The sequence below is a fragment of the Micromonospora aurantiaca ATCC 27029 genome, from assembly GCF_000145235.1.
GTDB classification, from domain to species: Bacteria; Actinomycetota; Actinomycetes; order Mycobacteriales; family Micromonosporaceae; genus Micromonospora; species Micromonospora aurantiaca.
In genome coordinates this window covers 5,944,827-5,971,410 of record NC_014391.1, presented here as the reverse complement: position 1 = coordinate 5,971,410, position 26,584 = coordinate 5,944,827, and the positions used below count along the sequence as shown (strand labels likewise).

At 74.0% G+C, this 26,584-nt stretch carries 21 protein-coding genes; 12 read left to right on the top strand and 9 right to left on the bottom strand.

All coding sequences use genetic code 11. The annotated features are described in order from the left end of the window. The first annotated feature begins 120 nt into the window (after nt 1–120). Nucleotides 121–3,450: a S8 family serine peptidase gene (locus tag MICAU_RS26480; RefSeq protein ID WP_167545746.1), complete on the top strand. Its 3,330-nt coding sequence runs from the start codon at nt 121–123 to the stop codon at nt 3,448–3,450. A 57-nt stretch (nt 3,451–3,507) separates the two neighbouring features. On the opposite strand, the gene dapD is transcribed toward MICAU_RS26480, so the two are convergent. Then, nucleotides 3,508–4,467 (bottom strand): 2,3,4,5-tetrahydropyridine-2,6-dicarboxylate N-succinyltransferase, encoded by a 960-nt coding sequence (gene dapD, locus MICAU_RS26475; protein WP_013288428.1) that lies wholly within the window; start codon nt 4,465–4,467, stop codon nt 3,508–3,510. A gap of 102 nt (nt 4,468–4,569) precedes the next feature. Here dapD and dapE point away from each other — a divergent pair, with 102 nt between their 5' ends. Continuing rightward, complete coding sequence (dapE, locus tag MICAU_RS26470) at nt 4,570–5,643, top strand: succinyl-diaminopimelate desuccinylase (protein ID WP_030273854.1); 1,074 nt, start codon at nt 4,570–4,572, stop codon at nt 5,641–5,643. Between the two features lie 48 nt (nt 5,644–5,691). Here dapE and MICAU_RS32785 read toward each other — a convergent pair whose 3' ends face one another. Continuing rightward, the gene (locus MICAU_RS32785) at nt 5,692–5,853 is read right to left on the bottom strand and encodes a hypothetical protein (RefSeq protein ID WP_013288426.1); all 162 of its coding nucleotides are present in this window, start codon (nt 5,851–5,853) and stop codon (nt 5,692–5,694) included. A 173-nt stretch (nt 5,854–6,026) separates the two neighbouring features. Between MICAU_RS32785 and MICAU_RS26465 the strand changes: the two genes are divergently transcribed. The 7 genes from MICAU_RS26465 (at nt 6,027) to MICAU_RS26435 (ending at nt 17,196) form a co-directional block, all read left to right on the top strand. Further along, nucleotides 6,027–6,890, top strand: a complete 864-nt coding sequence (locus MICAU_RS26465) for an LOG family protein (RefSeq protein WP_013288425.1) — start codon at nt 6,027–6,029, stop codon at nt 6,888–6,890. Between the two features lie 3 nt (nt 6,891–6,893). Continuing rightward, nucleotides 6,894–7,439, top strand: a complete 546-nt coding sequence (locus MICAU_RS26460; RefSeq protein WP_013288424.1) for an LOG family protein — start codon at nt 6,894–6,896, stop codon at nt 7,437–7,439. 243 nt (nt 7,440–7,682) lie between these two features. Further along, nucleotides 7,683–11,405 carry an ATP-dependent helicase gene (locus MICAU_RS26455; RefSeq protein WP_013288423.1) on the top strand — a complete coding sequence of 1,241 codons (3,723 nt, stop codon included), beginning with the start codon at nt 7,683–7,685 and terminating at the stop codon, nt 11,403–11,405. A gap of 55 nt (nt 11,406–11,460) precedes the next feature. After that, on the top strand, nt 11,461–14,865 hold the full coding sequence (locus MICAU_RS26450; RefSeq protein ID WP_013288422.1) for an ATP-dependent helicase: 3,405 nt from the start codon (nt 11,461–11,463) through the stop codon (nt 14,863–14,865). Nucleotides 14,866–15,069: 204 nt separating this feature from the next. Beyond that, on the top strand, nt 15,070–15,273 hold the full coding sequence (gene cspE, locus MICAU_RS26445) for a transcription antiterminator/RNA stability regulator CspE (RefSeq protein ID WP_013288421.1): 204 nt from the start codon (nt 15,070–15,072) through the stop codon (nt 15,271–15,273). A gap of 178 nt (nt 15,274–15,451) precedes the next feature. Then, the gene (locus MICAU_RS26440; protein WP_013288420.1) at nt 15,452–16,705 is read left to right on the top strand and encodes a DEAD/DEAH box helicase; all 1,254 of its coding nucleotides are present in this window, start codon (nt 15,452–15,454) and stop codon (nt 16,703–16,705) included. Nucleotides 16,706–17,010: 305 nt separating this feature from the next. After that, nucleotides 17,011–17,196 (top strand): hypothetical protein, encoded by a 186-nt coding sequence (locus tag MICAU_RS26435; protein ID WP_013288419.1) that lies wholly within the window; start codon nt 17,011–17,013, stop codon nt 17,194–17,196. Between the two features lie 174 nt (nt 17,197–17,370). Here the strand turns inward: MICAU_RS26435 and MICAU_RS26430 are convergent, their stop codons facing one another. The 4 genes from MICAU_RS26430 to MICAU_RS26415 are packed head-to-tail and all read right to left on the bottom strand — an operon-like array spanning nt 17,371 to nt 20,530. Then, on the bottom strand, nt 17,371–17,814 hold the full coding sequence (locus tag MICAU_RS26430; protein ID WP_013288418.1) for an RrF2 family transcriptional regulator: 444 nt from the start codon (nt 17,812–17,814) through the stop codon (nt 17,371–17,373). A 4-nt stretch (nt 17,815–17,818) separates the two neighbouring features. Further along, nucleotides 17,819–18,703, bottom strand: coding sequence for an ABC transporter permease (locus tag MICAU_RS26425; RefSeq protein ID WP_013288417.1), 885 nt, complete (start codon nt 18,701–18,703; stop codon nt 17,819–17,821). Then, nucleotides 18,693–19,472, bottom strand: a complete 780-nt coding sequence (locus MICAU_RS26420; protein WP_013288416.1) for an ABC transporter ATP-binding protein — start codon at nt 19,470–19,472, stop codon at nt 18,693–18,695. The genes MICAU_RS26425 and MICAU_RS26420 overlap by 11 nt, the downstream gene beginning before the upstream one ends. Beyond that, nucleotides 19,469–20,530: an ABC transporter substrate-binding protein gene (locus MICAU_RS26415; RefSeq protein ID WP_013288415.1), complete on the bottom strand. Its 1,062-nt coding sequence runs from the start codon at nt 20,528–20,530 to the stop codon at nt 19,469–19,471. The genes MICAU_RS26420 and MICAU_RS26415 overlap by 4 nt, the downstream gene beginning before the upstream one ends. Nucleotides 20,531–20,678: 148 nt before the next feature. Between MICAU_RS26415 and MICAU_RS26410 the strand changes: the two genes are divergently transcribed. The 3 genes from MICAU_RS26410 to nudC are packed head-to-tail and all read left to right on the top strand — an operon-like array spanning nt 20,679 to nt 24,258. Further along, complete coding sequence (locus MICAU_RS26410; RefSeq protein ID WP_013288414.1) at nt 20,679–21,989, top strand: M16 family metallopeptidase; 1,311 nt, start codon at nt 20,679–20,681, stop codon at nt 21,987–21,989. After that, nucleotides 21,986–23,314, top strand: a complete 1,329-nt coding sequence (locus tag MICAU_RS26405; protein ID WP_013288413.1) for a M16 family metallopeptidase — start codon at nt 21,986–21,988, stop codon at nt 23,312–23,314. The genes MICAU_RS26410 and MICAU_RS26405 overlap by 4 nt, the downstream gene beginning before the upstream one ends. Beyond that, complete coding sequence (gene nudC, locus MICAU_RS26400; protein ID WP_013288412.1) at nt 23,311–24,258, top strand: NAD(+) diphosphatase; 948 nt, start codon at nt 23,311–23,313, stop codon at nt 24,256–24,258. Before MICAU_RS26405 ends, nudC begins: the two co-directional genes overlap by 4 nt. 481 nt (nt 24,259–24,739) lie before the next feature. On the opposite strand, the gene MICAU_RS26395 is transcribed toward nudC, so the two are convergent. From MICAU_RS26395 to MICAU_RS26385, 3 genes are all read right to left on the bottom strand, one after another. Beyond that, the gene (locus MICAU_RS26395) at nt 24,740–25,009 is read right to left on the bottom strand and encodes a hypothetical protein (protein ID WP_013288411.1); all 270 of its coding nucleotides are present in this window, start codon (nt 25,007–25,009) and stop codon (nt 24,740–24,742) included. 196 nt (nt 25,010–25,205) lie between these two features. Then, nucleotides 25,206–25,445, bottom strand: coding sequence for a DUF397 domain-containing protein (locus MICAU_RS26390; protein WP_013288410.1), 240 nt, complete (start codon nt 25,443–25,445; stop codon nt 25,206–25,208). Nucleotides 25,446–25,516: 71 nt separating this feature from the next. Continuing rightward, entirely contained in the window at nt 25,517–26,497 is a 981-nt protein-coding gene (locus tag MICAU_RS26385) for a helix-turn-helix domain-containing protein (protein ID WP_013288409.1), read from the bottom strand. Nucleotides 26,498–26,584 lie beyond the last annotated feature (87 nt).

Genomic DNA, 26,584 nt, shown 5'->3' with positions numbered 1-26,584 from the left:
CCGTCGGATCGGCGACTTCCCGATGCATACGCGGTATGCAATCCTGATACCCGCGTCGATGTGTCTCTCTTCGATGAAACGTCCGACGAAGGAGGAAGGTTGCTCCGGAACCGCAGAAAGATGACGGCGCTCGGCCTCGGCCTGGCGCTGGCGCTCGGCCTGCCGGTGCCCGCGCTGGCCGCCGCGCCCACCGCACCGACCGGCCCGTCCGCCCCTACCGGCCCGTCCGCCCAGCCCGGCGCCGGCCCGGTCACCGTCACCCTGATCACCGGCGACCGGGTCACAGTCGCCTCGGGCGGCCGTGCCGCGGTACGCCCCGGCGCCGGCCGCGCCAACATTCAGTTCCTGGTCGGGCGGGAGCGCGACCGGCTCACCGTGATGCCGCAGGACGCGCTCCCGCTGGTCCGCGCCGGCAAGCTCGACCGGCGCCTGTTCGACGTGAGCGGGCTGATCGAGGCCGGGTACGACGACGCGCGGCGCGGCAGCGTACCGCTGCTCGTGACGTACCGGCCGGGGGTGGCCCGGCGGACGGCGGCCCCGCTCGCCGGCGCGCGGGTGACCCGCGACCTGCCGGCGATCGCCGGCGCGGCCGTCGTCGCCGACAAGGGCGACACCGGCGCGCTCTGGAAGGCGGTGAGCGCCGACCGCTCCGGCGCCCGGCTCGACGCGGCGGGGGGTGTCGACCGGATCTGGCTCGACGGCCGGCGGCGGCTGACACTCGACCACAGCGTGCCGCAGATCGGCGCGCCGACCGCCTGGGCCGCCGGCTGGACCGGTAAGGGCGTGCGGGTCGCGGTGCTCGACACCGGCGTCGACCTCAGCCACCCGGACCTGGCCGGCAAGGTCGCCGAGTCGCGCAACTTCACCGAGGAGGCGGACCCGGACGACATCGTCGGGCACGGCACGCACGTGGCCTCCACCATCGCCGGCAGCGGCGCCGCCTCGGGCGGGAAGTACCGGGGCGTGGCGCCGGACGCCACGCTGCTGTCCGGGAAGGTCTGCGAGGTCTACGGCTGCACCGAGTCGGCCATCCTGGCCGGCATGCAGTGGGCCGCGGCCGAGCAGCACGCCACCGTGGTCAACATGAGCCTCAGCGGCGGCGACACCCCGGAGGTGGACCCGCTGGAGCAGGCGGTCGGCACGCTCACCGAGCAGCACGGGACGCTGTTCGTGATCTCCGCCGGCAACGACGGCGCCGACGGTTCGGTCGGCTCGCCGGCCACCGCCGACGCCGCGCTCGCGGTCGGCGCGGTGGACCGGGACGACGTGCTCGCCGACTTCTCCAGCCGCGGGCCCCGCGTCGGCGACGGGGCGATCAAGCCGGACATCACCGCGCCGGGTGTGGAGATCGTGGCCGCGCGGGCCGCGCACGGCCAGATCGGCGACCCGGTGGGGGACCGGTACGCCTCGCTGTCCGGCACGTCGATGGCCGCCCCGCACGTGGCCGGCGCGGTCGCGCTGCTCGCCCAGCAGCACCCCGGCTGGACGCCCGAGCGCTACAAGGCGACGCTGATGGCCTCGGCGAAGCCGCACCCGGAGCAGACCGCGTTCCAGCAGGGTGCGGGCCGGGTCGACGTCGCCCGCGCGATCACCCAGCAGGTGACGAGCGAGCCGGCGTCCGTCTCGTTCGGCGTGGCGACCTGGCCGCACACCGACGACAAGCCGATCAGCCGGACCGTCACCTACCGCAACGGCGGGACCGCCCCGCTCACGCTGGACCTGAGCACCGAGTTCACCGGACCGGGCGGGCGGACCGCGCCGGCCGGCATGCTCACCCTCAGCACCTCGCGGCTCACCGTTCCGGCGGGCGACAGCGCCCAGGTGACAGTGGTGATCGACACCCGGCTCGGCGGCGCCGACGGCTACTGGACCGGCCGCCTGCTCGCCCGCGCCGGCGACGCGGTGGTGGTGACCCCGCTCGCTGTCGACCGCGAGGTGGAGAGCTACGACCTGACCGTGACCCACCGCAACCGCTCCGGTGCCCTGACCGACGGGTACTACACCGTCCTGCTCGGGCTCGACGACGGCACCTACCGGGACGTCTACGGCACCGGCGGCGAGACCCGGATCCGGGTGCCGAAGGGCCGGTACGGCGTACAGAGCCTGATCTTCGTCGACGGTGACCAGGGCTGGTCGGAGGTCTCCTTCCTCGCCCAGCCGGAACTGGTGGTCGCCGGGAACCAGCGGCTCGCGCTGGACGCCCGGCGGGCGAAGCCGATCCGCACCACGGTGCCGCAGCGCGGCGCGGCGCCACTGCTGATCGACCTCACAGCGGCCTGGGGATTCGGCGACTACTACAACAGCTTCGGGCTGTGGACCGACAGGTTCGAGGGCCTCTACTCGGCCCAGATCGGCCGTACCGTCTCCGACAAGGTCTTCGTCGGCGCGCTCGCCAGCCAGTGGGTCGAGCCGACAGCGCCCGAGCGCAGCCCGTACTTCTACGGCCTGAACGACCTGTTCCCGGGCCGGTTCCCGACCGGCTTCGTCCGGCACTACCGGCCGGCCGACCTGGCCACCGTCACGAACCGGTTCGCCGCCGGCTACGCCGGGATGGACAACGAACTGGTCGTCTACGCGGAGCGCGACTACAACATGGGCGGCTCGGCGATCGTCCTGCCCGTCCAGGTGCCGGGCAAGCGGATCGACCACCTCAGCGTCACCCGGACCCGCTGGAGCGCCGAGCTGGCCTTCGGTGAGCGGGCCGAGGAGGGCTGGCTGGAGCCGCGGGCGGCGCTGGAACGAGTGCCGACCCGCTACCGGGCCGGGCACAGCTACCGCGACGAGTGGAACAAGGCCCCGTTCGGCCCGTCGTTCCCGCAGCCGCAGTGGCCGGAGCAGGGCATCACCCGTACCGGCGACACCGTCATCGTCTCGCTGCCGGTGCACAGCGACGCGGCCGGGCACCCGGGCGGCTCGCTCAACGACACCGAGCACACCCGGCTCTACCGCAACGGCAAGCTGGTCGACGAGTCGCCCTACCCGGGTTACGGCGAGTTCACAGTGCCGCCGGGAACGGCGAACTACCGGCTGGAGACCAGTGCGACGCGCGGCTTCGCCGACCTGAGCACCGAGGTCTCGGCGAGCTGGACGTTCCGCTCCAAGCGGGTACCGGGCGACGTGCCGGCCCGGCTGCCGGCCATGGCGGTCCGGTTCACCCCGCCGCTGGCGGCGGACAGCTCGGCCCCGGCGGGCCGGACGTTCACCGTGCCGGTGACGGTGCAGCGTCAGCCCGGCGCGCCGTCCGGCCGGGTCGTGGCGCTCACCGTCGACGTCTCCTACGACGGTGGCAAGACCTGGCAGAAGGCGGCGCTGAAGAAGCAGGGCGGGGCGTGGACGGCCACCGTCCGGCACCCGGCCGGCCCGGGGTACGCGTCGCTGCGGGCCACCGCCCGTGACGACGCCGGCAACACCGTGACCCAGCGGATCATCCAGGCGTACCGTCTGCGGTGAGCCGGCCGTCCGGGTCCGCGCGGCGGTCGCCGTCGCGGACCCGGACGGGGGTACGGCTCAGTCGTTGGCGTGCAGCGCGGCGTTGAGCGCGATGCCCTGGCCGGTGCGGGGCTTCGCCTCCAGCGCGCCGGTCACCGAGTTGCGCCAGAACAGCAGCCCGTCGACGCCGGACAGCTCGCGGGCCTTGACCGTCCGGCCGTCCGGCAGGGTGATCTTCGAGGCGGCGGTGATGTAGCAGCCCGCCTCCACCACGCAGTCGTCGCCGAGCGTGATGCCGACACCGGCGTTCGCTCCGACCAGGCTCCGCTCACCGATGCGCACCTTCTCGGTCCCGCCGCCGGAGAGCGTGCCCATGATCGAGGCGCCGCCGCCGATGTCGGAACCGTCGCCGACAACCACACCCTGCACGATGCGGCCCTCGACCATCGAGGTGCCGAGCGTGCCGGCGTTGAAGTTGACGAAGCCCTCGTGCATCACGGTGGTGCCGGACGACAGGTACGCGCCCAGCCGGACCCGGTCCGCGTCCGCGATCCGCACCCCCGACGGCACCACGTAGTCGGTCATCCGGGGGAACTTGTCCACCCCGTACACGGACAGGTGGCGGCCGGCGGCCCGTTCGATGACACGCAGCTCGTCCACCCGCTCCGGCGGGCACGGCCCGGCCGACGTCCAGGCCACGTTCGCCAGCTTGCCGAAGATGCCGTCGAGGTTCAGCTCGTTGGGCCGCACCAGGCGGTGGGAGAGCAGGTGCAACCGCAGGTACGCGTCGGCGGCGTCCTTGATCGGGTCGTCCAGCGAGCCGATCACAGTGGTCACCTCGACAGTGCGCAACCCGGGCAGCGCCCGCTCCCCGATCGCGCCCGGAGGCAGGTCGAGCACGTCGGCCCGGTCCTCGCCGGGCACCAGAGGCAGCTCGCCCAGACCCAGCTTGCCGGTCGGGTACCAGGTGTCGAGCACCTGGTCCTGCGCGGTGACGGTGGCCAGGCCGATGCCCCAGGCGGATGGTGCGGACGTCACTGTGTCACCTCTCGTTCCGGCGGCGGCGTCCGCCGCTGCTCGCGGCCGGGGGCGCGGCACGTGTCCCTCGCGCCCACCGAGGATGACGGTACCGTGCGAGACATGCAGAACCCGTTGACCCCCGAGGTCCTGGCCGATCCGGTGGCGCTGACCCGCGCCCTGGTCGACATCGAGTCGGTATCCCTCAACGAGAAGGCCATCGCCGACTGCGTCGAGGAGGTGCTGCGCGGTGTGCCGCACCTGACCACCTACCGGCACTCGAACACCGTCATGGCCCGGACCGACCTGGGTCGGGCGCAGCGCGTGGTGCTCGCCGGCCATCTGGACACCGTTCCGCTCAACGGCAACTTCCCCTCGACCATGCGTGGCGACCTGATGTACGGCTGCGGCACCTCCGACATGAAGTCCGGGGTCGCCTTCGCGCTGCACCTGGCGGTGACGCTGCCCGACCCGCGCTACGACGTCACGTACTTCTTCTACGAGGCCGAGGAGATCGAGTCGAAGTACAACGGCCTCACCCTGGTCGCGCAGAGCCACCCCGAGTGGCTGGAGGCCGACTTCGCAGTGCTGCTGGAGCCGACGTACGGGATCGTCGAGGCGGGCTGCCAGGGCACCATGCGGGCGGTGGTCACCACGCACGGCGAGCGGGCCCACGCGGCGCGCTCCTGGCACGGCGTCAACGCCATCCACGGCGCGAGCGAGGTGCTGCGGCGGCTGACCACGTACGAGGCCCGCCGGGTGACGATCGAGGGCTGCGACTACCGCGAGGGTCTCAACGCGGTGCGGATCACCGGCGGGGTGGCCGGCAACGTCATCCCGGACCGCTGCGAGATCGAGATCAACTACCGGTACGCCCCGGACCGCGACCCGGCGGGCGCCGAGGCGCACCTGCGCGAGGTCTTCGCCGGCTTCGAGCTGGAGGTCACCGACGCGGCGGCCGGTGCGCCGCCCGGACTGGAGAGCCCGGCGGCGCAGGAGTTCCTGGCGGCGGTCGGTGCGGCGCCGATCGGCAAGCTGGGCTGGACGGACGTGGCGCGGTTCGCGGCCATGGGCATTCCGGCGCTGAACTTCGGCCCCGGCGACCCGAACCTGGCGCACCACAAGGACGAGCACGTCGAACTGACCAAGATCCGGGACGGCGCGGCGACGCTGCACCGCTGGCTGGCCCCGGCCTGACGCGCTGCGATCCCGGGGTCCGCGCCCGCCTCGCGGACCCCGGGACCGTCAGACGGTCGTCGTCAGGGGTGCTTCCGCCTCGCCGGTCTCGCCGGTCAGGTCGGACCGGTGGGTCTCCATCATCCGGGCGCGGCGGCGCTCGGCCACCACGTCACGGATCCGCCGCTGCATCTGACGGCGGATCCGGATCATCTCGCTGTTACTGATCAACGCTGGCTCCTCCCCCGAAGGCGCGTCGCCCGGGGTATACCGGGTATGTGAATAGTAAGACGTACGTGCGACCGAATTAGTTGCCCGGATCCCAAAGATTTCTTCGGCTCCCGGGCCTGCGCGCCCCGCCGGAGCCGCTCTACTACGGTGACCCCATGGGCGAGAGCAGCGGAATGTCGGCCGGGCACGGCCAGCGGGGGGAGCGGCACCGGGGAGAACGGCACCGCGGCGCGGTGACGCTGCGCAACCGGGCGATTCCGACGAGTACGGCCGACCAGCGGCTGCTCGACTCCCGGGGACGCAGCGACTGGAAGACCAAGGATGCCTGGCGCGCGCTGCGGATCCTGTCCGAATTCGTCGAGGGCTTCGACACCCTCGCCGACCTGCCCCCGGCGGTGAGCGTGTTCGGCTCCGCCCGCAGCAAGCCGGACAGCCCCGAGTGCCGGATGGCCGAGGAACTGGGCGGCGCGCTGGCCCGGGCCGGGTACGCGGTGATCACCGGTGGCGGTCCCGGCGTGATGGAGGCCGCCAACCGGGGCGCCGGTGAGGCCGGTGGCCTCTCCGTCGGGCTCGGCATCGAGCTGCCGTTCGAACAGGGCCTCAACGACTGGGTCGACCTGGCCATCGACTTCCGCTACTTCTTCGCCCGCAAGACCATGTTCGTCAAGTACGCCCAGGCGTTCGTGGTGCTGCCCGGCGGCTTCGGCACCCTGGACGAGCTGTTCGAGGCGCTCACCCTGGTGCAGACCGGCAAGGTGACCCGCTTCCCGGTCGTGCTGATGGGCACCGACTACTGGCAGGGCCTGCTCGACTGGCTGCGCGGCACCATGGCCACCGAGGGCAAGATCGGCCCGGCCGACCTCGACCTGATCCGCCTCACCGACGACGTCAACGAGGCGGTCCGGCACATCGTGGAGGCCGAGGCGGTGCTCTCCGCCGAGCAGGAAGCCGTCCGCGAGGAGGCGGTCGCCCGGGTGGCCGCCGACCAGCGCGCGGCCGCCGAGGCCGCCCCCGAGGGCCCGGCGGGACGGAGCTGACCCGTGGCCAACGTCTGTGTCTTCTGCGCGTCCTCCCGTACCCTCGACGCCCGCTGGCTGGCGCTCGCCACCGAGACCGGTGAGGAACTGGCCCGGCGCGGCCACACCTTGGTCAGCGGCGGCGGCTGCGTCGGGATGATGGGCGCCGTGGTGCAGGGCGCGCGGGCGGCCGGCGGTCGCACCGTCGGCGTCATCCCGCAGTCCCTGGTCGACCTGGAGGTCGCCGACCTGGACTCCGACGAGCTGCTGGTCACCGACAGCCTGGCCAGCCGCAAGACGCTGATGGACGAGAAGTCCGACGCGTTCGTGGCGCTGCCCGGCGGGCTCGGCACGCTCGACGAGCTGTTCGAGGTCTGGACCACCGCCACCCTGGCCCTGCACGCCAAGCCGATGGTGATCGTCGACGTGGACGGCTTCTACCGGCCGCTGCTCGACTGGATCCGCGGGCTCGGTGAGCAGCGGTTCCTCAAGCCGGCCGCGCTGGACCTGCTGCTGGTCGCCGACAGCGTCCCCGCCGCCCTGGACCTGATAGACACCCGCCTGACCTGACCCACCCCGCCCGTCCGGTCGGCCCGTCCTTGTTCACCACCGTTTCGGCGGGCTTGATCGACACCATTTCGGGGAGGTGGTGGTGTCCGGGCGTGTGTGATGTGGCCATTTCCCCGAGGTGGTGTTGATCTAGGGGTGTGTGGCAGAGCCGGGCAGTGGTGCACGCCGCGGGCAGGTGAGCTGGTGACGGACGGGACGGCGGTCGGTTTCCGGGTGTCGTACCGGCGTGGTGGGATGTCGGTGATGCAGGCGTACCGGTTGGTGCGCCGGCCCGGCGGCGCGGAGGCGGGGGTCACCCACGACGCCGGGGCGGGGCAGGGGGTGGGTCGGCCCGGTGGGCCGGCTGATGCGGAGCCGCGATCCGGGGGGTCGGCGGGCGATGCCGCACACCCGGAGCCCATCACGCCGCCCGCCGACGCCACGACTCCCGCGACACCCGGCACCGGCACACGCGGAGCTGCCCCACCCGCGACCACGCCGGATGCGGGGGGCGAAGAAGCGCGGACTGGCGACGAGACCCGGGAGACCGGGGCCGGGCAGGGCCTGAGCCGTGTGCGTGCGGTGGACCCGGTGCAGGCCGAGGTGATCGCGCACACCGACGGGCCGATGCTCGTCGTGGGCGGCCCTGGCACCGGCAAGACGACGACGCTCGTCGAGGCGGTCGCGGCCCGCGTGGCCGAGGGTGTCGACCCGGAGCGGATCCTCGTGCTGACCTTCGGCCGGCGTGGCGCCACCGAACTGCGCCACCGGATCGAGGCGCGCATCGCCGAGGGCGGGCACCGGGTGATCCGTGAGCCGCTGGTGCGCACGTTCCCGGCGTACGCCTTCGGGCTGCTGCGCCGCGCGGCTGCCGAACGCGGTGAGCCCTCGCCCCGGCTGCTCACCGGCCCCGAGCAGGACCTGATCATTCGTGAGCTGCTCGACGTGGTGGGGGAGGAACCCGGCGACGACCCGGTCGGCTGGCCGGAGGACCTGCGCCCCGCGCTGCGTACCCGGGCGTTCGCCCAGCAGCTCCGCGACCTGCTGATGCGTGCCGCGGAGCGCGGCGTCGGCCCGGTCGAGCTGGCCCGGCTGGGCGAGAAGCTGGGCCGCGCCGACTGGCCGGCCGCCGCGCGCTTCCTGCGGGAGTACGTCGCCGTGCTCGCCCTGCGCGACGTGAGCAACCGGGGCTCGGTGGCGTACGACCCGGCGGAACTGGTGCGCGCCGCCACCGGCATGTTGCTCGACGACCCCGAACTGCTCGCCGCCGAGCGTCGTCGCCTGACCCACGTGTACGTCGACGAGCTGGCCGACACCGACCCGGCCCAGCTCGACCTGCTCGCCGTGGTGGCCGGAGGCGGCCGGTCCCTCGTCGCGTTCGCCGACCCGGACTCGTCCACGTACGCGTTCCGCGGCGCCGACCCGGCGGGCGTCACCACGTTCCCGCACCGCTTCCGCACCGCCTCCGGTGCTCCGGCGGCGCAGGTCACGCTGACCACCTCGTACCGGGCCGGGCCGGAACTGCTGGCGGCGACCGCCCGGCTGGCCCGGCGGCTGCGCGGCCCGGCGGGGCACCGGCGGCTGCGCCCGCTTCCCGGCGTGCCCGCCGGAACGGTGGAGGTACTGACGTTCCGGTCCGCCACCAGCGAGTCGGCGTGGCTGGCGCACGCCCTGCGCGAGGCGCACCTGCTCGACGGCGTGCCGTGGTCCCGGATGGCGGTGCTGGTCCGCTCCACCGGCCGGCAACTGCCGTCGCTGCGGCGCGCCCTGCACACGGCCGGTGTGCCGACCGTCGTGCACGGCGAGGACCTGCCGCTGCACCTCCAGCCGGCGGTCGCCCCGCTGCTGCTCCTGCTGCGCTGCGCGCTCGAACCCGACCGGCTGGACGAGGAGGCGGCGGTCGCGCTGCTGCACTCCCCGCTGGGCGGGGCCGACCCGCTGGCCGAACGGCGGCTGCGCCAGGGGTTGCGGGCGCTGGCGCTGGCCGCCGGCGACCGCCGTCCCTCCGGCGAGCTGCTGGTGGAGGCACTTCGCGACCCGGCCGAACTGGCCACCATCGAGCGTCGCTGGGCGGCCCCCGCGCAGGCCGTGGCGCACCTGCTCGCGACCGCCCGGGAGACGGCCGGCCGGCCCGGCGCCACAGTCGAGGACGTGCTCTGGGCGGTGTGGCGGGAGAGCGGGCTGGCCGAACGCTGGGCCGGGGCGATCACCCGGGGGCGGGCGGCCACCGGCGAGCACGAGACCGCCCAGCGCTGGCGGGCCGAGGCCGCCGACCGTGACCTGGACGCCGTTCTCGTCCTCTTCGACGCGGCGGCCCGGTTCACCGACCGGTTGCCCGGCGCGCGTACCGAGGTGTTCCTCGACCACGTCCTCGGGCAGGAGCTGCCCGCCGACACGCTCGCCGCCGCCGCCGACCGGGGCGACGCGGTACGCCTGCTCACCGCGCACGCCGCCAAGGGTCTGGAGTGGGATCTGGTCGCGGTGGCCGGGGTGCAGGAGGGCGTCTGGCCGGACCTGCGCCTGCGCGGCAGCCTGCTCGGCTCGGAGCGGCTCGTCGACGTGCTCGCCGGTCGCGCCGACGGCGCCGGGCTGCGGGCCAGCCTGGTCGGGCAGACGTCGGCGCTGCTGGACGAGGAGCGGCGGCTGTTCCACGTGGCGATCAGCCGGGCGCGGCGGCGGCTGCTGGTCACCGCCGTGGCGTCCGCCGCTGTCGGCGGGGACGACCACGAGGAGCAGCCGAGCCGCTTCCTGCACGAACTGGCCGCCGCCGACCCACCCGCCACCGGCGGAGGCGGCACCGCCCCGACCGGCCCGAACCCGACCGGCCCGGCTCCGACCGGCCCGAATCCGACCGGCCCGAACGCGACCGGAAACGGACCGACCGGGAACGGACCGACACGTACGGCCATGCGCGGGGGCATCGTGGACGGGCCGGTGCCGCACGGGGACGAGCATCCGCAGGACGGGCCGCCCGCGGCGCTCCCGGTCACCCTCCCGCCGCGTGGGCTCACCCTGTCCGCGCTGGTGGCGGAGCTGCGTACCGCAGTCACCGACCCGGCGACGCCGATCACCCGGCGGCACGCGGCGGCGGGTGAGCTGGCGCGGCTGGCCGCCGCCGGCGTGCCCGGCGCGCACCCGGACGACTGGTGGGGGCTGCGCGGCCTGTCCGACGACCGGCCGCTCGTCGACGAGGGCGAGCCGGTGCGGGTCACCCCGTCGGCGATGGAGAGCGCGTTGCGGTGCAGCCTGCGCTGGCTGCTGGAACGGCACGGCGGCAGCGGCCCGGCCAGCGCCGCGCAGGGCGTGGGCAACCTGGTGCACGCCGCCGCGATGCTGGCCGAGGATGCCAGCGTCGACCGGGAGGCGCTGCTGGAGTACGTGGCCGCCCGGTTCGACGCGATCGAGCTGGCCGCCCGGTGGATGGCCGGCCCGGAGCGGCAGCGCGCCGAGGCGATGGTGGACAAGCTGCTGCGCTGGCTGGCCGGCAACCCGCGCCGGCTGCTCGCGATCGAGCACGAGTTCGCGGTCCGCCTCGACGACCCGTCCCGTCCGATCGAGCTGACCGGCCGGGTCGACCGGCTGGAGGTCGACGACGAGGGGCGGCTCGTGGTGATCGACCTGAAGACCGGCAAGTCGACGGCTGTCACCGAGCGGGAGGTGGCCGAGCATCCGCAGCTCGGCGCGTACCAGGCAGCGGTGGAGGCGGGCGGGTTCGCCGAGTTCGGCGAGGAACCGGGCGGGGCGGCGCTGGTGCAGCTCGGCACCGGCGCGCGGGACGCCAAGGAGCAGACCCAGGCGGCGGCCGGGGAGGGCCCGGAGGCCGGGTGGGCCACCGCGCTGGTGCGCCGTACCGCAGACACGATGGCCGCCTCGACGTTCGCCGCAGTGGCCAACTCCAAGTGCCGGGTCTGCCCGGTACGCACCAGCTGCCCGGTGTCCGGCCAGGGCCGCCAGGTGGTCGAGCCGCCACCGGAGAACCAGCCGTGAGCGCGAGGAGTGAGCCGGTTTTGCGAGCCCCGCAGTCGCGAACAAAGACTGGACCATGACTGTTCAGCCGGCGCTGTTCGGCGCCTCCGCCACGCCCGCGCCGCGCACCGCCGACGCGGGGCCCCGCTACACGCCCGTCGAGCTGGCCCGGCTGCTGCGGCTGCCGGCGCCCACCCGGGAGCAGGCCGCGATCATCGCCGCGCCGGTGGAGCCGCTGCTGGTGGTCGCGGGCGCCGGCTCGGGCAAGACCGAGACGATGGCCGCGCGGGTGATGTGGCTGGTCGCCAACTCCTACGTACGCCCCGAGCACATCCTCGGCCTCACCTTCACCCGCAAGGCGGCCGGCGAGCTGGCGCACCGGGTCCGCACCCGGCTCGACCAGCTCATCCGGCGGCTCGGCCGGCAGGGCCGGGATCCGCACGACGACCCGCTGGCGGGCGAGCCGACCGTGTCCACGTACCACTCGTACGCCGGGCGGATCGTCACCGAGCACGGGTTGCGCGCCGGGTACGAGCCGACCACCCGGCTGCTCACCGAGGCGTCCCGCTGGCAGCTGGTCGACCTGCTGGTGCGCAACTACGACGGCGACATGTCCGAGGTGGACCGGATGCCGTCGACCATCACCGACGCCGTGCTGGCGCTCGCCGGTGAGCTGGACGAGCACCTGGTCGACCCGGACGAGCTGGCCGCCTGGACCGGCCGGTTCTTCGCCGACGTGCAGTCCCGGCCGGGCCGGGTCTACGCCGACGTCCGCAAGGCGCTCCAGCTCCAGCGGACCCGGCTGAAGCTGCTGCCGCTCGTGCGCGCGTACGCCCGGCGCAAGGACGACTTCGAGGCGATGGACTTCGCCGACCAGCTCGCCCGCGCGGCCCGGGTGGCCCGCGACCATCCCGGCGTCGGGGTGATCGAGCGGGACCGGTTCCGGGTGGTGCTGCTCGACGAGTACCAGGACACCAGCCACGCCCAGGTGGTGCTGCTCAACGCGCTGTTCGGCGGCGGCCACCCGGTCACCGCGGTCGGCGACCCCTGCCAGTCCATCTACGGCTGGCGCGGGGCCAGCGCCGGCACGCTCGACCGGTTCCCGGCCGAGTTCGCCCGCACCGACGGCAGCCCCGCCGACGTGCTCAGCCTGACCACGAGCTGGCGCAACCGGCCGGAGATCCTCGGCGTCGCCAACACGCTGTCGGTGCCGCTGCGGGCGGCCGGCGCGCGGGTGCCGGAACTGCACGCCGCGCTCAGCGTCCGCGACCCGATCCCGCACCGCACGCCGGGCGGGCAGGCCGGCGGCACCGTGCACTGCGCGCTGCTGGAGACGTACGCCGACGAGGCCGACTGGATCGCGGACAGCGTGCTGGCGGCCTGGCGGGGCGCGGCCGGGATGCCCGGCGCGCTGCCCGAGCACATCCCGGCCGACCGCCGCCCGACCACTGCGGTGCTGGTGCGGCTGCGCAGCCAGATCCCGGCGATCGAGGCGGCGTTGCGTGCCCGCGGACTGCCGGTCGACGTGGTCGGCCTGGGTGGGCTGCTGGACACCCCTGAGGTACGGGACGTGGTGTGCACGCTGCGCGTGCTCGCCGACCCGACCGACGGGGCGGCGCTGCTGCGGCTGCTGACAGGCGCGCGCTGGCGGATCGGCCCGCGTGATCTGGTCGCCCTGCACCGCCGGGCCCGCGCCATCGCCCGCAGCCGCCGGGAGCTCACCGGCGACGAGGGCCCGGAGATCACCGTGGACGCGCTGGACGAGGCGACGCTCGTGGAGGCGCTGGCGGACCTGGGGCCGGCGCAGGCGTACTCGGCCGAGGGCTACGCGCGGCTGCGCTCGTACGGGATGGAGCTGGCGCTGCTGCGCTACCGGCTGGACCAGTCCCTGCCGGAGCTGATCGCGGACATCGAGCGGACCATCGGGCTCGACGTCGAGGTGGCGGTCCGGGCCGGCCGGGACGGCGCGGGCGACGCCGGGCTGGCCCGCGCGCACCTGGACGCGCTCGGCGACGTGGCGGCCCGGTTCAGCGGCGAGACGCCCGGCGCCACGCTGGCCGGTTTCCTCGCCTACCTGGCCGCCGCCGAGGACGAGGAGCGCGGGCTGGCGCCCGGCGAGGTCGAGGTGGTGGCCGGCGCGGTGCAGGTGCTCACCGCGCACGCCGCGAAGGGCCTGGAGTGGGACGTGGTGGCGGTGGCGGGGATGACCCGGGGCGTCTGGCCGGGGCCGGTCCGCAACTCCGACCACTGGCTGGGCGGGCTGGGCGTGTTGCCGTTCCCGTTGCGCGGCGACGCGGACGGGCTGCCCGAGCTGGCCCTGCCGGAGGCGGAGGACCAGCGCGGCGTGGCCCGTGCGCTGACCGACTTCACCGACGCCTGGCGGGCGCACGACGAGCGGGAGGAGCGCCGGCTGGCGTACGTGGCGGTGACCCGCCCGCGTCGGCTGCTGCTCTGCTCCGGCTACTGGTGGGGGGAGGGGACCAAGCGGTTCCGCGGCCCGTCGGTGTTCCTGCGGGAGGTGCACGACGCCTGCCTGGCGGGCGGGGACGGGCACGTGGTGGACGCGTGGACGCCGGAGCCGGCCGGGGACGCGGTGAACCCGACCACCGAGACGGTGCTGCGGGCCGAGTGGCCGGCCGACCCGCTGGGCACCCGCCGCCCGGCGCTGACCGAGGCGGCGGCGCTGGTCCGCCGCCACCTGGCCGACCCGGAGACGGCCCGTCGCGAGGCGGCAGTGCTCGCCACCACGGGAGCGGCGGACGACGCCGAGGTGGCCCGCTGGCGGCGCGAGGCCGATCTCCTGCTCGCCGAGCGGGCGGAGCTGGCCCGGCAGGCCGAGGCGGTCGAGGTCGAACTACCCGGCCAGCTCTCGGTGACCCAGCTCGTGGCGTTGCGCCGCGACCCGGAGGCGCTGGCCCGTACGCTGCGCCGCCCGATGCCGACCGAACCGAACCCGTACGCCCGGCGCGGCACCGCGTTCCACGCCTGGCTGGAGCAGCGCTTCGGCACCGACCGGCTACTCGACGTGGACGAGCTGCCCGGCGCGGCGGACGAGGACGCGGCCCCGGACGAGGCGCTGGCCGAGTTGCAGGAGCGCTTCCTGGCCGGCGAGTGGGCCGACCGGGTGCCGGTGGAGGTGGAGGTGCCGTTCGCCACTGTCATCGCCGGGGTGGTGATCAGGGGGCGGATGGACGCCGTGTTCGCCCGCCCGGGTGGGCGCTACGACGTGGTCGACTGGAAGACCGGGCGGCAGCCGGCCGGCCGGGAGGCCGACGCGGCGGCGGTGCAGCTGGCTGTGTACCGGCTGGCCTGGGCGGAACTGGCCGGGGTGCCGGTGGACCGGGTCGGCGCCGCGTTCCACTACGTGCGGGACTCCGCCACCGTCCGCCCGGCCGATCTGCTCGACGCGGAGGGACTGGCCGCCTTGGTGGCCGCCGTGCCGGAAATCCCGGGGGATCTCCCGGAGCGCGCGAATCCGTGATACGTTGGCTGGGTTGCAGTTTTGGTTTCCAGAGACTCTGTGTGCGCCTGGCGGATTGTGGCCCCAGGCGCTCTTTGTTGTGTCCGGAGTTCTCCGGGCGGGGCGACCAGCAGCGACAGGCACGCCGCGTATTCCACGCGCGGGGTGCTCCTCTCCGGCCCGCAACACGTGCGGGCCGACCGTTCCGTCAAGGAGACGAAACACATGGCAATTGGCACCGTCAAGTGGTTCAACGCTGACAAGGGCTTCGGCTTCATCACCCCGGACGACGGCGGCGCCGACGTCTTCGCCCACTTCTCGGCGATCCAGACCTCCGGCTACCGGAGCCTGGACGAGAACCAGCGGGTCGAGTTCGAGGTGACCCAGGGCCAGAAGGGCCCGCAGGCGGAGAACATCCGCCCGCTCTGATCTTCGGATCAACCGGCACCACCATCGCGCCCTCTCGGGCGTGGTGCACGGGCCGGCCCGCCTCTGCCGGGCCGGCCCGTCCCTTTCGGTTCGTGCTTGTGACCACCGGCGACGCCGGTGACGCGCCGCTGTCCGGCGCCCTTCCTCGACACGTGCCGCGTCGAGGAAGGCTTTCCGCATGACCACCACCCTGCCCACGTTCGCCGCCACCGGCCTGGCCCCGGCGCTCGTCTCCGAGCTGGCCGCGCAGGGCATCTCCGCGCCGTTCCCGATCCAGGCGGCGACGATCCCGGACTCGCTGGCCGGCCGCGACGTGCTCGGCCGGGGCCGTACCGGCTCCGGCAAGACGCTCGCGTTCGGGCTGCCGCTGCTGCACCGTACGGCCGGCCGCCGGGCCCGACCGGGCCGCCCGCTCGCGCTGGTGCTCGTACCCACCCGTGAACTGGCCGCGCAGGTCACCGAAGCGCTCGCCCCGTACGCCGCCACGCTCGGCCTGCGCTGCGCCACAGTGGTCGGCGGGCTCTCGCTGACCCGGCAGGCGGCCGCGCTGCGCGCCGGTGCCGAGGTGCTGGTGGCCACGCCGGGCCGGCTGCACGACCTGATCGACCGCGGGGACGCCCGGCTGGACCAGGTGACCATCACCGTGCTGGACGAGGCGGACCAGATGGCCGACATGGGCTTCCTGCCGCAGGTGACGAAGCTGCTGGAGCAGGTCGCGCCGGGCGGGCAGCGGATGCTGTTCTCGGCCACGCTGGACCGCGGCGTGGACCGGCTGGTCCGCCGGTTCCTCACCGACCCGGTGACGCACTCCGTCGACCCGGGCACCGCCACCGTCACCGCGATGACGCACCACGTGCTGCACCTGGACGCGGAGGACAAGCCGGCCGCGCTGGCGCACATCGCCGCCCGCGAGGGCCGCACCATCGTCTTCATCGCCACCAAGCACCGCGCCGACCGGGTGGCCCGCCAGCTGCTCGCCAAGGGCGTACGCGCGGCGGCGCTGCACGGTGGCAAGTCGCAGCCGCAGCGCACCCGCATCCTGGAGCAGTTCCGCACCGGCCAGGTCACCGCGCTGGTGGCCACCGACGTGGCGGCCCGGGGCATCCACGTCGACGGGCTGGACCTGGTCGTCAACGCCGACCCGCCCACCGAGGCCAAGGACTACCTGCACCGGGGCGGCCGGACCGCCCGGGCCGGGGAGTCGGGCACTGTGGTCACGCTCGTGCTGCCGGACCAGCGCCGCGACGTCGCCCGGCTGATGACCACCGCGGGCATCAACCCCAAGACCACGCGGGTACGCGCCGGCGACAGCGAGCTGAGCCGGCTCACCGGCGCCCGGGAGCCGTCCGGCGTGCCGGTGACCATCACCGCGCCCGCCGCCGCGCATCCCGCCCCGGGAACCCGTCCTCGCCGGCGCCCGCGCCGCCGCTGACCGCGGCCTGCGCCTGACCGGCTCGCTTCCGAGCGGGCCGCTTCCGAGCGGGCCGCTTCCGAGCGGGCCGCTTCCGAGCGGGCCGCTTCCGAGCGGGCCGCTTCCGGGCGGGCCGCTTCCGGGCGGGCCGCTTCCGGGCGGGCCGCTTCCGGGCGGGCCGCTTCCGAGCGGGCGGAGAGTTCGCTCCTGAGTCGGGAATCAGTCGATGTTCGGTCGGCTGCCCGACTGTGCGACCGGAACCCGACGGTGATGCTGCTGCGCGGGGGACCGGTCGGGGGGTCGGCCGGACGCGGAGGGAGCGGTTCATGGCGGGGGAAGCCGGATCGGGCGGAGCGCGGGAAGTGGTGCTGGTGCTCGCGGTGGCGGGGGCCGGCCTGGCGCTCGCCGCGGTGGCCGCGTTCGGGCCGTGGCAGCCGTCCGACGGCGGCTCGCCGGATCGCGGCGCCGCCCGCAGCTTCACGCCCGGGATGCGCGCCCCGCACACTCAGTAGCCGCCCAGGGCGGACGATGCCGAGATACCGATATGACCCTCAGGCATAAATATGCCCCAGAGTCATATCGGCCGGGAGTCATGCCTCTGCGGCCGACGACCGCCCGGGCGCGTCGCCCTGGGCTTCCGCACAGCGATCATGCGGTCCCGCCGCCGGCCCCGTGACGGACGCGCGTCAGGGCGCCGTGGCCCGGTCGCTCAGCAGATCGGCGAGCGTGGTCCGGTCCACGACCAGGGCGATGGCGCCGTCCACCGCCAGCCACACGTCCCGCAGGCCGGTGGCCACACCGTGGTAGCCGGCCCGGTCGGCGGGAATGCCCCGGACGCTCGTGATCGCGCCGCCTACCGCGCGCAGCACGTCGCCCACACTGATCTCGTCCGGTGGGCGGGTCAGCGCGTACCCGCCCTCGGTGCCGCGGTGGCTGTGCAGCAGTCCGGCCCGCCGCAGGTCGAGCAGGATCCCCTGGAGGAAGCTGAGCGGGATGCCCTGGCTCTCGGCCAGGCTCGCCGCCTTGACCAGCTCGCCGCCGCCGGCCGCCGGGTCGCCTGTGGTGACGGCGGCGTCGGCGACGGCGAGCATGGCCCGGAGCGCGTAGTCGGCGCGCGCGGAGATGTACACGACGTCAGTTGCCGGCCTGGTCCAGCACGCCCCAGCGGCGGCGGATCGCCTTGTCGGCGGCCCCGAACGCGGTGTCCACGAGCAGGCCCACGACCAGGATGACGATCATGATGGCCATCAGGCGGGGTGCCTCGCTCAGCTCGCGTGCGTACGTGAGCTGCGCGCCGATCGAGGTGCGGGTGGCGATGACCACCAGCAGCTCACCGGCCATCAGGCTGCGCCAGGCGAACGCCCAGCCCTGCTTGAGCCCGGCCACGATGGCGGGGAGCGCGGCCGGCGCGATCACGTACCGGTAGAGGTTGAGCCCTCGGGCGCCGAGGTTGCGGCCGGCGCGGACCAGCAGCGGCGGCACGTAGTCCACGCCGTGGATGACGCCGTTGGCGACCGACGGCGCGGCGCCGAGCACCACGACGAAGAAGATCGCCTGCTCGCTGAGCTGGAACAGCAGGATGGCCAGCGGAAACCAGGCGATCGACGGCATGGTCTGCAACGCGGTGATCATCGAGCCGAGCGCGGCCCGGAGCACCTTGACCCGGGCCACGCCCAGGCCGAGCAGCAGGCCGACCGCGACCGCGGCGGCGAACCCGACCGCCGCGCGCCGGGCGGTGGTGGCGAGGCCCTCCCAGAGCGCCGAGCTGAGCAGGTAGTCCCCGAGGTCGCCGAAGACCACCGCCGGGCCGGGCAGCGCCCACGGCTCCTTCCATCCGGACCAGACCACCGCCTGCCAGACGGCGACGGCCAGCGCGAGCGCAGCGAACTTGGGCCAGGTGGCCGACCACAGGCGGCGTACCCGGGACGGGCCCTTCTCCCGGCCGGCGATCTCCAGCGCGTCGAGTCCGGAGATCTCCGCGTCCGTACGCGCCGACCCGGTGAGGGTGTCACTGGCCATGCCGGCCCACCTCCTTGCGCAGCCGGTCGGTGACCTCGGCGGCGATGGCCGAGACCTCCGGCGAGTCGATCCGCCGGGGGCGCGGCACGGCGACCTCGGTGGAGTAGATGATCCGGCCGGGTCGGCTGGAGAGCAGCACGATGCGGTCGGCGAGCCGGGCCGCCTCGCGCACGTTGTGCGTGACGAACAGGACGGTGAGCTTGCGCTCGGTCCAGATCCGCTCCAGCTCGTCGTGCAGGATGTCGCGGGTCATCGCGTCCAGCGCGCCGAACGGCTCGTCCATCAGCAGCACCGGCGTCTCCAGCGCGAGCGTGCGGGCCAGCGCGACCCGCTGCCGCATGCCGCCGGAGAGCTGGTGCGGCCGCTTGCGGCCGAACTCGGACAGGTGGACCGTGCGCAGCAGCTCGGCCACCCGCTCCTTGCGCTGGTCGCGGGGGAGTCCGCGCAGCTTCAGCGGCACCTCGATGTTGCCCTCGACGGTCAGCCACGGGAACAGCGCCGGCTCCTGGAACATCAGTCCCGGGTTGACGCCCTCGCCCAGCTCGATCGCGCCGCCGCTGGCCCGGTCCAGTCCGGCGACCAGGTTGAGCAGCGTGCTCTTGCCGCAGCCGGACGCGCCGACCATGCAGACGAACTCGCCCGGCGCGATGTCCAGCGACAGCCCGTCCAGCGCCAGGACCGCCTGCTCGCCCTGGCCGTACACCTTGGTCACGCCGCGCAGCGCGACCGAGCCGGTCGCGCTGCGCGGGGTCGTGCTCGTCGACGTCACGGCTGGCTGACCTCGGCCTTGCCCTGCGTCTTGAGCACCTCGTTGAGGTACTTCAGGTCGTAGAGGCCGTTCAGGTCGACCGGCTGGGTGAGCCCGACCGCGACCGCGTGGTCCAGGCCGGTCTTCAGCGACGACGGGATCGGGTCGTTGGTGAACTCCAGCGTCGGCCAGGCCTGCTTGATCAGCTTGAGGTCGAGCGGCTTGCCGGTGATCTTGCCGATGTGGTCGGAGATGGCCTGCTGCGCCTCGTCCGGCTTGCTGTTGACGAACTCGTTCGCCGCGACCTGGCCCTCGACCAGCTTCTTCACCACGTCCGGGTGCGCCTTGAGGAACTTGGTGCTGACCAGCAGGTTGGTGATGACGAACTTCTTGTCCGGCCAGAGGTCACGCTCGTCGACGAGCACCTTGCCGCCGGCGTTCACCAGTCGGGAGACGAACGGCTCGGGCACCCAGGCGCCGTCGATGGCGCCGCTGCCGAACGTCTCGACCGTCTGCGCGTTCTCCTGCGGCACGATCTTGACGTCGCCGCCGCCCTCCTTGGTGGTCTCCAGGCCCTTCTCCTTGAGCCAGAAGCGCAGCGCCACGTCCTGGGTGTTGCCGAGCTGCGGGGTGGCGATCTTCTTGCCGCGCAGCTGCTCCACCGAGGTGATGCCGGGCTTGACCACGAGCGCGACGCCGCCGGACGCGGCGCCGGAGATGACCCGGACCGCCTCGCCCTTGGACTTGGAGAAGGCGTTCACTGTCGGGTTCGGGCCGATGTACGTGGCGTCGAGCGCGCCGGAGAAGACGGCCTCGATGGCGGCCGGGCCGGCGTTGAACGTCTTGGTGTCCAGCTCGACGTCGCTGCCGAGCTTCTCCTTGAAGATCCCCTTCTCGACGCCGACCACGGCCGGGGCGTGCGTGATGTTGGGGAAGTAGCCCAGGCGCAGCGTCACCGGGCCGGAACCGGCGGCGGCGTCGCTGTCCTCGCCGCAGGCGGCGGTGGTGCCGAGCGTGGCCGCGCCGACGGCGGCCAGGGTCGCCAGGGTGACCAGGCGGCGCAGGGGAAGCCCTCTCATCGAATGTCCAATCCGCAGTATTCCTATTTAGTTGGTAGGAAGAGTGGGGCAAGCGGCCGCCGGCGTCAAGTCCCGTCCCGCGACAGTCCACCGTTCGGCCAGGGCACACCGGCGGTAGAGCCGGTACCGAGGCGCTAGTGTCGATCTCGTGCCGACGCGGAGAGCGAAGATCCCAGCGACGAAGTACCCGGTCGAACGGTTCACCCTCGACAACGGCCTGCGCGTGGTGCTCACGCCGGACCGCAGCGCCCCGGTCATCGGGGTCGCTGTGGTCTACGACGTCGGCATCCGCTCCGAGCCCGAGGGACGCACCGGGTTCGCCCACCTCTTCGAGCACCTGATGTTCCAGGGCTCGGAGAACCTGGAGAAGCTGGCCCACTTCCGGCACGTCCAGGGCGCGGGCGGGACGTTCAACGGCTCCACCCACCTGGACTACACCGACTACTTCGAGACGCTGCCCGCCAACGCACTGGAACGGGCGCTGTTCCTGGAGGCCGACCGGATGCGCGGCCCCCGGCTGACCGAGGAGAACCTGCGCAACCAGGTGGACGTGGTGAAGGAGGAGATCCGGGTCAACGTGCTGAACCGGCCGTACGGCGGGTTTCCCTGGCTGACGCTGCCCCCGGTGATGTTCGACACCTTCCCCAACGCGCACGACGGCTACGGCTCCTTCGTCGACCTGGAGTCGGCCACCGTGTCCGACGCCGCCGACTTCTTCCGCCGCTACTACGCCAGCGGCAACGCGGTGCTCGCGGTCAGCGGCGACATCGACGTGGCCGAGGCGACCACGCTCATCGAGCGGCACTTCGGGGACGTGCCGGCCCGGCCCGCCCCGCAGCGGCCCGACTTCGCCGAACCCGATCTGACCGCCGAGCGGCGCAGCACGTACACCGACGCGCTGGCCCCGCTCCCGGCCGTGGCCGGCGCGTGGCGGGTGCCCGACCCGATCAGTGACTTCGCCGGCTACCTGCCCTACGTGGTGCTGGCCGAGGTGCTCACCGACGGCGACGCCTCCCGGCTGGTCGAGCGGCTGGTGCAGCGCGACCGGTCGGTCACCGGCCTCGGCGGGTACCTCGGCTTCATGGGCGACCCGTTCGACGTGCGCGACCCCACCGCGCTGCTGCTCCAGGCCCACCTGCCGCCCGGCGGCGACGTGGACAAGGTGCTGCGCACCGTCGACGAGGAACTGGACCGGCTGGCGGCCGACGGGCTGACCGACGGGGAGCTGGCGCGTACCCAGGCCCGGATGGCCACCCACCTGCTGCGCGACACGGATGCGGTGCTCGGCCGCGCGTTGCGGATGGCGGTGCTGGAACAGCAGCGCGGCGAACCCGGCCTGCTCAACGACCTGCCCCGGCTGGTCGGCGAGGTGACCGAGGAACAGGTCCGCGCCGCCGCCGCCACCCTGCGGCCCGAGCGCCGCGCGGCAGTCGAGGTCGTTCCCGGAGGTGCCCGATGACCACCACCACCGTCCGGCCGCTGCCGGCGCTGCGCCCGAACCGCCGCCTCAAGGTGCCCAAGCAGGCCGAGCGCACGCTCCGCAACGGCCTCACCGTGATCGCGGTACGCCGCTCCTCCGTACCGCTCGTCGAGCTGCGACTGTGGATGCCGTTCGGGCGCACCCACCTGGCCCGCGGCGCGATGCTGGCGCAGACCATGCTCTCCGGCACCGAGGCGCACAGCGCCACCGAGCTGGCGGCCGAGTTGCAGAAGGTCGGCGGCGGGCTGACCGCCGGTCTCGACCCGGACCGGCTGATGCTCTCCGGCGCGGGCCTGGTCACCGGCCTGGACCGGATGCTGGAGCTGCTCGCCGAGGTGCTCACCGGTGCGACCTACCCCGCGGACTGGGTGGAGACCGAGCGGGACCGGCTGGTCGACCGCATCCAGGTCGCCCAGAGCCAGCCGTCGCACCTGGCCCGGACCGCGCTGCTCAAGCGGGTGTACGGCCGGCACCCGTACGCGGTGCAGACGCCCGACCCGGACCAGGTGCGGGCGGTCCGCCCGGCCGCGTTGCGCCGGCTGCACGCCGAGCGGGTGCATCCGGCCGGCGCGGTGCTGGTGCTCGTCGGCGACGTGGCGCCGGACCGGGCGCTGGACGCGGCCGAGCAGGCGTTGTCCGGGTGGCGCGGTGACGGCCACGTCGCCGAACTGCCTCCCGCGCCGCCGCTGGAACCCGGGCCGCTGCTGCTCGTCGACCGGCCCGGATCGGTGCAGTCCTCGGTACGACTCGCGCTGCCGGCCGTGCCCCGCACCCACCCGGACCACGCCGCGTTGCAGCTCGCCAACCTGATCTTCGGCGGCTACTTCTCCTCCCGCTGGGTGGAGAACATCCGCGAGGACAAGGGCTACACGTACGGGCCGCACTCGCTCGTGGAGCACTCGGTGGCCGGCTCGCTGCTCGTCGCCGGCGCCGAGGTGGCCACCGAGGTGACAGCGGCGGCCCTGGTGGAGACGAACTACGAGCTGGGCCGCCTGGCGACGGTGCCGCCGAAGGCCGACGAGCTGGAGCAGGCCCGCCAGTACGCGCTCGGCACGCTCCAGCTCGGCATGTCCACCCAGGCCGGTCTCGCGTCGCTGACCAGCGCGTACGCCGGCAACGGGCTGCGGCTGGACTTCCTCGCCGAGCACGCCGCCCGGCTGGCCGCCGCGACAGTGGACGACGTGGCCGAGGTGGCCGCCCGCTACCTGGCCCCGGCCCGCGCGGTCACAGTCGTGCTCGGCGACGCCGAACGGGTGGCCGACTCGCTCGCCGCGCTGACACCGGTGCGTACGGAATCGGCATGAGCGGCGAATCCGACCCGCCGCTGGCCCGGTCGACGCTCGACCGGGCCGCGCACCGGCGTACCGATCCAGCCTGGCTGACCGAGGCGTGGGAACGGGCCCGGGTGCTGGTGCTGGATTCCACCGCCGAGGGGCGGGCGCTGGTCCGGGGCGCGTCTACCCCGCCGGAGCTGGTCCTGGTCGGCCCCGGTGAGCTGCCCGAGGTACCCCGGTCGGTGCCGATGTTCCTCGGCGTCGAGCCGGACGGCGTACCCGTGTTCGCGGTGGACGGGCCGCTGCCGGCGCTGCCGGACACCCGCCCGGCTCACCTGCGCGAGGTCGGCCACCTGATGACCGACCGGGACGCGGGCCTGTTCACCACCGCGCTGGCGCTGCTCAACTGGCACCTGCGGCACGGCTACTCGTCGACGACCGGCAAGGCGACGAGCGCCGACGAGGCCGGCTGGTCGCGGATCGACCCGGACGGCGGCCGGGTCTGGCCGCGTACCGATCCGGCCATGATCGTGCTGGTGCACGACGGTGTGGACGGCCCGGACGGCCGCTGCCTGCTCGGCAACAACGCGGCCTGGCCGCGCACCCCGGGACAGCGCCGCTACTCCTGCCTGGCCGGATACGTCGAGCCCGGCGAGTCGGCCGAGGCCGCCGTGCTGCGCGAGGTCCGCGAGGAGGTGGGCGTCCCGGTCGAGGAGATCGCGTACGTGGGCAGCCAGTCCTGGCCGTTCCCCGGCTCGCTGATGCTCGGCTTCCTGGCACGTGCCGACGCGGACGCGCCGATCCGGGTCGACCTGGCCGAGATCGCGCACGCGCGCTGGTTCTCCCGCCGGGAGATCGGCGCGGCGCTGGCGGGCGAGCCGGTGCCGGTGGGCGGGGGAGACCGGCTGGTCCTGCCGCCGCCGTCGTCGATCGCGTTGTTCCTGGTGCACCGCTGGCTCGACGGCCACTGCTGACCCGGCCCGGCCCTCGTCGGTTGGCGTGTTCGGTTGGTGCGGCGGCGCCGGTTCGGGGATGTGGTGTGGTCGAGGGCGGTGGGATGCAGCCACCTCCCCGAACTGGCGGGGTGGGGGTGGGTGGGATGCCGCCACTTCGCCGAGCTGGTGGGTCGGCCGGGTTTCGGTGGTCGTGCCACCGGGGGGGTGCGTGCGGCGGGACTCGCGGTCGGGTTGGCGGGTTTCGGCTGGTGGGTGGCACCAGCCCGGGGAAGTGGTGTGGTCCAGGCCGGTGGGATGCAGCCACCTCCCCGAACTGGCGAGGCCGGGCGGACCTGGGCCGGGCGGACCTGGGCCGGCTGGAACGGGGGTGGGGCGCGGCCCCGACCCGGACCGTCGTTGCCGCGACGGTCGCGGGCCGGGAACACGTGCCGTCGAGGCCGGGTGAGGCGGATAAACGGCGGGGGAGGCCGGTCCGGCCACGACGGACGTCAGCGTCCGGTCATCCACCGTCCCAGCGGTACGGGTGCCCGGGAGCGGATTCCTCGATCGGCAGCACCTTGACCCGGTGTCGGCCCGTGCGTACCGCACCGACGGCGGACAGTGCGCGGGCGAGCAGGAGTGCGGCGTCCCGGTCCTCGGCGTGGACGACCTGGCGGCGGGGCTCCGGCGTGCTCGTCTCGTCCCGCAGGCGGCCCCCGCCGGCCCAGGCGGCGGCGATGTCGGCGTCGGCGGCGGTACGGATCTCGGTGCGGACGATCAGGAACCGCATGGTGTCCCCCGGACAATCGGCGGTTACACGCTGGAACTTCCACGTCACTCCCGCGTCATGTTACGCCGATGTGACAGCCCGGCAAGGGGAACGCGCCAGCTCGACCGATCGGGGGATCCCAGGTCAGCACCGTTGTCGGGGGTGGACGCGCGAAGGGCCGCCGGCGCACGCCGACGGCCCTCCGGGGTTCGCCGGATCAGTCCAGATCGAACTGACCGCTCTTCGTTCCGGCGAGGAAGCCGAGCCATCCGGCCCGGTCGAACAGCAGGACCGGTCCGCTCGGGTCCTTGCTGTCCCGCAGCGCCACTGTGGCCGGCCCGGAGCCGAGCGGCGCGACCTCCACGCAGTTGGAGGTCTGGCTGCGGGTGCTCTTGCGCCAGGCGGCGCCGGCGAGCCGTCCCGAGCGGGCGGTCGTGCTGGTGTGGATCTCGTTCATGGTGCTTGCTCCTGGTGAGGTGCTCCGATGGGTCCGAGCGACGCCGGAGCGCGGGCGGTGTCCGTGCCGGATCACCGTTCCGTGGTGAGGCGCCCCGAGTCCCGGCGTCGCTGGGCCGGCGCCGTTGCCGGCCCGTACGCCACCGTGGACTCGACTGCCGTGCCGGTCAGCCGTCCCGTCGCCTCGATCAACCAGGAGAGGGTGTCCGATGCGGAGAGCGCCGACGAGCATAGCCACTCGAACACCACTTTATAGCGATTTAGGGTGTTTACCTCGGTCGACATGACGTCGGTGAACCCACCTTCGATGGCGAGTGTCTCCGGATCGAGGGGGTCGGCGAACCGGTAGACCGAGAACGCGGTCGGCGGAAGGTACCAGTCACCGACCCGGGTGTCCCGCAGCAGCAGGCGCAGCGTCACGTTCGGCAGCAGCGCCATCTCGCACAGGTGGACGAGCTGCTCGTGCAGCACCTCCGGTGGCCCGGCACGGCGGCCGAGCGCCGCCTCCTCCAGCACCGCCGTGTATCGGGGCACGTCGGGGGAGCGGGTCAGCAGCGACTGGCGGGCCTGCCGCGCGCGTACCTCGGTCTCGGGATCCTCGGTCTCCGGGTCGCCGGCCTCGGCGGCGACCTGCGCGGCGGACATGATCCGGTGCCGGGCGTACCCGGGCGTCTGCAGCAGCCCCGGCACCAGCACCGGGTTGTACTCGGAGATCTCCGCGCAACCGGCCTCCAGCTCGGCGAAGGCGCGCTGCTGCTGGGTCATCACCGGGAAGTTGCGCAGCCAGCCGCGCATGTCGCCGGCCTCGTGGGTGATCCCGGTCAGTTCCGCGCGCTGCTCCTCGTCGGCGCCGTAGAGCGTCAGCAACACGTCCACGTCGTCCGGGTCGGGACGGCTGCGGCCGTTCTCCAGACGGGACAACTTGGATGCGGAGGCCCAGCCGATCCGCTCGATGACCTGGTCACCGGTCAGACCGGCCTGTTCGCGGAGCCGACGCAGCTCGATGCCGAGTCGACGACGGCGCAGAATCGGGCCTGGTACGGCAGGAGGCACGGCGTCCTCTTTCCCGTCGACCGTCGCTTGACGCGACGGTAACTGTATGAAATTCGCCCCCCACGGTCAGTATGGACGGCGCGACCG

Coding starts and splice junctions, on each gene's coding strand:
- MICAU_RS26480 (WP_167545746.1), top strand. CDS start 121: ATGACGGCGCTCGGCCTCGGCCTGGCGCTGGCGCTCGGCCTGCCGGTG.
- dapE (WP_030273854.1), top strand. CDS start 4,570: ATGCAGAACCCGTTGACCCCCGAGGTCCTGGCCGATCCGGTGGCGCTG.
- MICAU_RS26465 (WP_013288425.1), top strand. CDS start 6,027: ATGTCGGCCGGGCACGGCCAGCGGGGGGAGCGGCACCGGGGAGAACGG.
- MICAU_RS26455 (WP_013288423.1), top strand. CDS start 7,683: ATGCAGGCGTACCGGTTGGTGCGCCGGCCCGGCGGCGCGGAGGCGGGG.
- MICAU_RS26450 (WP_013288422.1), top strand. CDS start 11,461: ATGACTGTTCAGCCGGCGCTGTTCGGCGCCTCCGCCACGCCCGCGCCG.
- cspE (WP_013288421.1), top strand. CDS start 15,070: ATGGCAATTGGCACCGTCAAGTGGTTCAACGCTGACAAGGGCTTCGGC.
- MICAU_RS26440 (WP_013288420.1), top strand. CDS start 15,452: ATGACCACCACCCTGCCCACGTTCGCCGCCACCGGCCTGGCCCCGGCG.
- MICAU_RS26435 (WP_013288419.1), top strand. CDS start 17,011: ATGGCGGGGGAAGCCGGATCGGGCGGAGCGCGGGAAGTGGTGCTGGTG.
- MICAU_RS26425 (WP_013288417.1), bottom strand. CDS start 18,703: ATGGCCAGTGACACCCTCACCGGGTCGGCGCGTACGGACGCGGAGATC.
- MICAU_RS26415 (WP_013288415.1), bottom strand. CDS start 20,530: ATGAGAGGGCTTCCCCTGCGCCGCCTGGTCACCCTGGCGACCCTGGCC.
- MICAU_RS26405 (WP_013288413.1), top strand. CDS start 21,986: ATGACCACCACCACCGTCCGGCCGCTGCCGGCGCTGCGCCCGAACCGC.
- nudC (WP_013288412.1), top strand. CDS start 23,311: ATGAGCGGCGAATCCGACCCGCCGCTGGCCCGGTCGACGCTCGACCGG.
- MICAU_RS26395 (WP_013288411.1), bottom strand. CDS start 25,009: ATGCGGTTCCTGATCGTCCGCACCGAGATCCGTACCGCCGCCGACGCC.
- MICAU_RS26390 (WP_013288410.1), bottom strand. CDS start 25,445: ATGAACGAGATCCACACCAGCACGACCGCCCGCTCGGGACGGCTCGCC.